Genomic DNA, 5,775 nt, shown 5'->3' with positions numbered 1-5,775 from the left:
GGAACGCGACTGCGGCAGGGTTACAGATCCCAAGGTCAACGCCTGCGGTGTTCTCTCCGGGCGACTCTACACTAACTTCTTTCTCGCAGACGACGTGCAACCCCCATCGACTTTTTGCGCTGTTGTAGACAGCACGCACCTGCTGAATATTCTCCAGTTCAACCGCTGGTGGTGCTTGGTATTTGCAGAGGATGAAGTCGCGCCCGTCTTTGTGGTTTTTGCCTTTGCTGAGGCGGAGTCTGCCGTGTTTCGTGTCGTGGCGGATTCCTTTCTTCTTCCACGTTACCGTGGAGCGTGGGTGTTCTTCATGGACTCTGTTGCCGTCGCTATCGTAGTAGTTGCGCTTGCGGTAGCCCGGTGGGTTGTCTCGGTCGTCGTCGGAACCAAACCACGAACTGAACGCTTCAGAAAGCTCTTCGAGAACTTTCTGGCTGGACTGACTATGCAGTCCCTTGTACTTTGGATGGGTTTTCAGTTCGCGTTTGAGTTCCTTTTCGTCGGGGATTTCGCCGGATTCGTCCCACTGCTGACGGGCGTAGTAGTTGGCGACGTTCCAGAGTTTGGAGGCCGACCAGCCGTGCCTGTCCAGCGCACCAGCCACTTGCGAGTGGTTCTGGATGCGGCAGACGTAGGTGCGGCGTGTAGTCGGCATCCGTTAGGTATTGTTATGAGTAGCTATGTTTTAAATATTGTGGAATATCCAGCAGTGGTGTATCCGGTGGATTGGTCAACGGAGTGACGGCGCGTATCCACGGCCTGAAGGCCGTGGTATTGCGCCTGTTCCGCCTATAAAGGTTTGTCTATGGGTAAACGTTTGCTTATGGGTGAAGTACTAAGTGGCTGGGAACGGTACATGGAAGTGTGATGTGTGCGAATAGGCAAACCAAGATGGCCCGGACGAGGGCGCTCCTCACGGAGCGTGATCGAGAGTTGCTTGCTGACGAAGAGGGTGGAAATCGTCGCTATCAGGCTATTTCGGAGATTCGTTCCCGAATCAATGATGAACTATCGACCGACGTTGAAGTCCTCAAAGAGAATCATCCAGAACTCCTCGAAGAGCTTCGAGAGGTCGTGTGTGACGAGGAATGACGGACGACGAACCGCGAGAGTACGACCGGGAGTTCACGACACCGCTGGAGTATCGCACACGCCGACGTATCGGCTACTCTCACGAGCGAGGTGACGTGACACGGTTCGTCGTGCAGGTAGAGTATCGCGTCAACGGCGAGTGGTTGGAAGTCGTTCGATTTGACCACGACCCGGAGAGTGATCACGCCCACGACGTGACTGAAGAGGGCGTCCACATGGACGTGTACCGCGATGGCGAGAAAATCCGTTCAGAAGAGGTATTCCCGCCGATGAAGGCGAGTGATGCTCTGACATTTGCCGAAGAACACTTGAACCAGCACGCCGAACGATACATTAACAGGTTCGAAGAATGGCACGAGATCAGGAACCGATGACGGACGAAGAGATGGAAGAGTTCGAAGAGGCGATGGACGAACAGGCCGAAGAACTGCGTGAAGCACTCGCAGAAGACCTCGGTGGCGATCCTGAAGACTACCGGAAACGCCCGGTTGCTGACGGGGGCGAATGAGCAGCCCCGCGGGCCGGCACTTTTTACAAACCAGCGCCGACCGGAAGGTGCGTCCCGCGAGGGAGGCGCGGGGCGCGTTGGTCGGCACTTGGGAGGGTGCCACGCCGGGTGGGCACCGGCGCTGTCTGCTATTCTCAATCTGTCCGGAATCTGCTAGATTTTAGTGTCCGCGGTCGCTTGCCGGCGGTATGACTGCCCCCCGGCGACGACGGCCAGAACGCCCCCGAGGAAGACGGGGCGGAACGGCCGACGTGGCCGGACGAACCCGAGGATTGGGAACCGCCTACGATTCTGGGGGTAGAGGGCGAGTACGGCAACATCTTCGATCAGTTCGGTTCCTACGCCGAGTACCAGAGCTACCGCGAGGAGATCGAGGAGCGCGTCATCGAGGTGTCGCTGGCCGAACTCATCTTCGAGGGGCTGCCGAAGGGCTGGTGCGAGAGTGCCGACCCGACGCCTCACGAACTGCTCGCGGAGCAGATCGGACAGATCGACGTAGAGGGGAAGTATCTCGACTTCGAGGCGACGCCCAACCTCTCGGACAAACTCTCCACCGGAGAGGCGTTCCGGCTGTACATCTTCTCGGAGTTCTCGGTGCTGGCAGAGACTCGTATCGCCAACCGGCTCAGCCGAAAATCGTTCCGTGAGCGACTGGCTGTCTACGAATCGGTGAGCCAGCCGACGATCAATCGCATCGGTGATCGCGTGCCGCCCGAGGCGGTCGCCTACGTCGAGGGTGAGCGTGAAGTGCTTGGTGACCGTCTCAGGGCCCACGGGATGGACACCGACGCCCTCAAGCTACCAGACCCGGAGCCGACCCCGGACGGGAGCGGCCCGCCCGAGGTCGTAGAGATCGGCCGCCAGATGCGACAGTCGATCCAGCAGTTCATCCGCTTCGACCGCGACGCCAGCACGAGGTACGCGAAGGACGAGCTGCTGTCAATCCTCGCGGCCGCCGGGAAGGACGACATTTTCCCGAACGAGGCTGCGGAGAATCTGGCGCTCAAGCCGTTCTACTACGAACGCCCGGTGCCGGACAGTCAAGACCTGTTCCACCACGTCTACCCCATCCAGCAGCGCGAGGTCGAACGGATGTTCATCGCCGCGAACGAGGCCCTGATTGACCTCGCAGAGCTGTACCACGACTTTGGAGAGTCCGTCGACGTGGCGGCGGACATCACCGACTGGCCGTGGTACGGCACCATCGACCCCGACGACCGCCCCGGCTGGGTGCAGGGGACGAAACCGGGCCGCAACTACGCCTACTCGTGGAAATTCGCCACGTTCTCGATTGTCGATTCCCCGGCGCCGCTGACGGTGCTGGCGCTCCCCGTCAAAAGCGAGTCCAACGCCGGCTACTACGTCCGGCGGCTGTTGCGGATGGCCGAGGCGAAGTTCAACGTCCGCCGTATCTATCTCGACCGCGGGTTCTACACAGGCGACGCGACACGGATGGTCAAGTCGATGGACGTGGACTGGATCATCAAGGCGAAGCGGCAAGCGAGCGACATCAAGGAGATGATCGATGACGCCAAGGACAATCCCCCGAGGCAGGGCGTGATCGACTGGGCGATCACCGGGATCGATGAGGAAGACTACGCCTTCACGGTGCCGGCCGAAAAGCGGTCGCCGTTCATCGAGCAGGTCGGGGACGACGACGAGGACGAGGAGTACAAGAACTGGGCGGTGTTCTACACGAACCTCGACCCACGGAACCACGGGTTCGACAAACTGGCCGCCGACTACCGGAATCGGTGGGGGATCGAGACATCCTATCGCGTCATCAAACACAAGTTCCTGCCGAATTCCGGGTCGAGACACCTCAATGTCCGGAGTTTCGTGTTCAACTACGCCGTCTCGCTGTACAACTCGTGGGTGGTGGCGAACCTGCGGGCGGCCGACGAGGAAGGCATCAACCTCGAGGCAGAGACGACCGACCGGCCATACAAAGCGAATCACTTCTTGACCGCGCTCGTGGACGATACGCACTTCGTTGAGACAGACGAGGTGTCGAATCTATCAGATCACAGTACCATTCTCTCGAAGGGGACGTTTTTCTAATCTGATACAGGATTCACCGGCGGGTTTAATTCAGAGCAAAGACTGAATAAAGAATCCGTACTAGCAACTACTGGTACAAAATAGGTGTGTCACCAGTGGAAGAAATAGATGATTTTTGAGATTTATTCAAAGTTGACAAAATGGAACTGCTATTCTGGAGTGCTAATGCTGAAACAGCATCGTCAAAAGAAATACTAGTATTGATCTTTGAAGTCTTGTTAGTGTGTGTCGTATTATTTGCCCAGTTACTCATTGTTTCTGCTGGATTCGGAGAAGACCCATGTTGTTCTCCAACTAATTCAGCAGAAGAATGAGCGCCAAGAGCGGCTACAGACCCAACACAACCAAAAAGTAAGACTCCAACAGAAAATACTATAATAAGTGAGAGTTGGTATTTATGAATCACATTCATGTGTAGAGTGAATGATTCACATGGTATGAAAGTATGGATTATCTCCAACGGTCAATCGGCTCGGGATCAAGCCCCGAGGCTTGTCAGTGGACACCCGTTCTAGCCGTTGACCTCCTCCCCGCGCTGAACAGTAGACACCGAATCAAATCGGGGCTGGAAGAGATTCGTTCCTTTCGCCAGCTCAGGTGAGACGATTCCAAAACGGAAACTCATAGAACGGAACCGGAGATTGAGGGACTGCCGCCGCTCGGCGGCGGTCCCGAGCGTTGCCACTCTGCTTGGGCTCTGGCCGGTCGTCCCGGTCGGTGTGACTCAGCTATTAGCCGTAGTCCATCGAGAGGACGAACACGCGGAAGATACGCGTCGAGAGCGGCGGTTTCTTCGGAATCGTTCCACCTGCGAGGAAGACATTCGCTAACACCCACAAATTGTACAGCGAGACCGCAAACAGGAAGTAGAACAACCGCACCGAGAACGTCGGCGACGACGTTCTCGGCAGGAAGTCGCCGATCTGCCGATATGATGTCTCGATGCCCCAGCGGCGGCGGAACGCCGCCGCATACGCTCTGGCTGTCTCTGGCTCTACGTCGAGGTTCGTCACGAACCAGACGTGTTCGTCCTCGCTCGTTCGATGAGGTACGGCGAAGACAGTGACATCAACCGACGCTGTCGGTGGCCGCTTTCGCTGCATCTGGTAGGTATCGACGACCGTCTCAGCGCCGGCGCTGAGACGGTCTTTCATCCCCTTACTCGGCCGCGCACGGACGATATACCCCACGTCCAGCCGGTCTAATTCTGCAGCAACGTGAACCTGATAGAAGCCCCGATCGAGGTAGACGTGTCTGATCGAGACGTATTGACGCGCTTCAGCGATGAGTGAGCGAACGGCTTCCTGCTTCGCACGGAAGCCGTTCGCATCCATCGGTAAGACAGCAAGAGTGAATCGAACACTCGGAGCAACGATACAGAGCGTTGCAAAGCAGTACGCTCGGCTCGTCCCGAGATCAGGATAGGTGATGTGGACGCGGTCTGTGTCGGCTGAGCCGTAGAACCGTCACTCCTGGAGGTCGATCGCGACGTCGACACGAGAAGGAAGTAACCGAAGTGATCGAAGGGCCTGAAAGAGGCGGTCCGCGTCGATATGTCGAAGGTGGTAGAGCAGTGATTTCGCGAGTGGATTCCGAGCCGTCGACGTGATTTCGACCGGCTCGGACCGCCCCAGTTGGACGGTCTTGCCGCCCGTGTTCGCGAACTCGTGATCGAAGGCACTTCGAGAGAGGACTTGCTCGAAGTCCTCTCTCGTGTAGGATCCACAGGGCTTGATGCCAAAGTCCAGTGCCGGGTAAAGAAGAGTTGAGACGGCACGACAGACCTGTTTCGTCTCGGTTGTCTCGACCATGCCGAGAGCTACGAGTCGAGCGCTCAGTTAGGTTCGGCAACTACTGTAAAGGGCGAGGCTTTCGCCTCGAATCTTTCGTAACTCGGCAGGCACGTAGTCGCCGTTCACGTTCAACATCCCTGACTTCAGGGCCAGTTGACTGGTGGCCCATCCACCGCGAGACTTCTGCCCGCGATGGATGTATCCGCAGTATCGGTTAGCGATGTTCTTCGCCGCATTACAGTCTGCGTTCACCTCATACCTCAGCAAGCGCGTCAGCGCGAGCAGGTATTCACGTAGTGAGCATGGCACCAACCGTGGAGGGTC

At 57.5% G+C, this 5,775-nt stretch carries 7 protein-coding genes and 1 pseudogene; 4 read left to right on the top strand and 4 right to left on the bottom strand.

The window, feature by feature from the left end; translation table 11 throughout:
- Positions 1 to 652: pseudogene (locus BMX17_RS24395) on the bottom strand (RNA-guided endonuclease InsQ/TnpB family protein); the annotation flags it as partial.
- A 236-nt stretch (positions 653 to 888) separates the two neighbouring features.
- Here BMX17_RS24395 and BMX17_RS24390 point away from each other — a divergent pair.
- The 4 genes from BMX17_RS24390 to BMX17_RS24380 all read left to right on the top strand — a co-directional run bounded on the left by BMX17_RS24390 (position 889) and on the right by BMX17_RS24380 (position 3,658).
- The gene (locus tag BMX17_RS24390; protein WP_092665129.1) at positions 889 to 1,089 is read left to right on the top strand and encodes a hypothetical protein; all 201 of its coding nucleotides are present in this window, start codon (positions 889 to 891) and stop codon (positions 1,087 to 1,089) included.
- Entirely contained in the window at positions 1,086 to 1,463 is a 378-nt protein-coding gene (locus tag BMX17_RS24385; RefSeq protein ID WP_092665126.1) for a DUF7718 family protein, read from the top strand. The genes BMX17_RS24390 and BMX17_RS24385 overlap by 4 nt, the downstream gene beginning before the upstream one ends.
- Positions 1,460 to 1,597: a hypothetical protein gene (locus BMX17_RS26560; RefSeq protein WP_170845565.1), complete on the top strand. Its 138-nt coding sequence runs from the start codon at positions 1,460 to 1,462 to the stop codon at positions 1,595 to 1,597. The genes BMX17_RS24385 and BMX17_RS26560 overlap by 4 nt, the downstream gene beginning before the upstream one ends.
- 390 nt (positions 1,598 to 1,987) lie before the next feature.
- Positions 1,988 to 3,658, top strand: a complete 1,671-nt coding sequence (locus tag BMX17_RS24380; protein ID WP_092665122.1) for a transposase — start codon at positions 1,988 to 1,990, stop codon at positions 3,656 to 3,658.
- A 67-nt stretch (positions 3,659 to 3,725) separates the two neighbouring features.
- On the opposite strand, the gene BMX17_RS25665 is transcribed toward BMX17_RS24380, so the two are convergent.
- The 3 genes from BMX17_RS25665 to BMX17_RS27755 form a co-directional block, all read right to left on the bottom strand.
- Positions 3,726 to 4,070, bottom strand: coding sequence for a hypothetical protein (locus tag BMX17_RS25665; RefSeq protein ID WP_139203760.1), 345 nt, complete (start codon positions 4,068 to 4,070; stop codon positions 3,726 to 3,728).
- 319 nt (positions 4,071 to 4,389) lie between these two features.
- A complete protein-coding gene (locus BMX17_RS27760) occupies positions 4,390 to 4,992 on the bottom strand; it encodes a transposase (RefSeq protein ID WP_211611488.1) in 603 nt (200 codons plus the stop codon).
- A 132-nt stretch (positions 4,993 to 5,124) separates the two neighbouring features.
- Positions 5,125 to 5,469 carry a transposase gene (locus BMX17_RS27755; protein WP_211611487.1) on the bottom strand — a complete coding sequence of 115 codons (345 nt, stop codon included), beginning with the start codon at positions 5,467 to 5,469 and terminating at the stop codon, positions 5,125 to 5,127.
- Positions 5,470 to 5,775: the final 306 nt, after the last annotated feature.

The organism is Halorientalis persicus, assembly GCF_900110215.1.
Taxonomy (GTDB): Archaea; Halobacteriota; Halobacteria; order Halobacteriales; family Haloarculaceae; genus Halorientalis; species Halorientalis persica.
The sequence above is the reverse complement of the archived record's forward strand: the minus strand, read 5'-3'. Positions and strand labels throughout refer to the sequence as shown.

Coding starts and splice junctions, on each gene's coding strand:
- BMX17_RS24390 (WP_092665129.1), top strand. CDS start 889: ATGGCCCGGACGAGGGCGCTCCTCACGGAGCGTGATCGAGAGTTGCTT.
- BMX17_RS24385 (WP_092665126.1), top strand. CDS start 1,086: ATGACGGACGACGAACCGCGAGAGTACGACCGGGAGTTCACGACACCG.
- BMX17_RS26560 (WP_170845565.1), top strand. CDS start 1,460: ATGACGGACGAAGAGATGGAAGAGTTCGAAGAGGCGATGGACGAACAG.
- BMX17_RS25665 (WP_139203760.1), bottom strand. CDS start 4,070: ATGAATGTGATTCATAAATACCAACTCTCACTTATTATAGTATTTTCT.
- BMX17_RS27760 (WP_211611488.1), bottom strand. CDS start 4,992: ATGGATGCGAACGGCTTCCGTGCGAAGCAGGAAGCCGTTCGCTCACTC.
- BMX17_RS27755 (WP_211611487.1), bottom strand. CDS start 5,469: ATGGTCGAGACAACCGAGACGAAACAGGTCTGTCGTGCCGTCTCAACT.